This is a genomic window from Burkholderia sp. AW49-1 (assembly GCF_053427845.1).
Genome location: NZ_JBSAXF010000146.1, coordinates 1 through 216 on the forward strand (window position 1 = coordinate 1; position 216 = coordinate 216).

Below are 216 nucleotides of genomic sequence, written 5' to 3' on the forward strand. Positions count from 1 at the left end.
GTAATGTCCTTGCCCGACACGACATTGACCGTGTCGCCGCCCTTGAGCGTCGTCGCGGTCAGCGTCTGATCGGACGTATGCAGCGTTTCCGCATAGCTGCCGTGGCTGTCGCTGCCCGAGCTGTTGCTGTTCACGGTCGATGTCGTGCTTGCCGCACCGAGCGTTACGTTGCCCTTGGCCGCAATCGTGCCACCCTGGCCGAGGTCGATCTGCGCG

Annotated in this window: 1 protein-coding gene; it reads right to left on the bottom strand. The window is 63.9% G+C overall.

Annotated elements, in window-relative coordinates; translation table 11 throughout:
• Positions 1-216: hypothetical protein (locus ACV22W_RS33810; RefSeq protein WP_448023888.1), on the bottom strand; the 216-nt coding region annotated here is incomplete at both ends.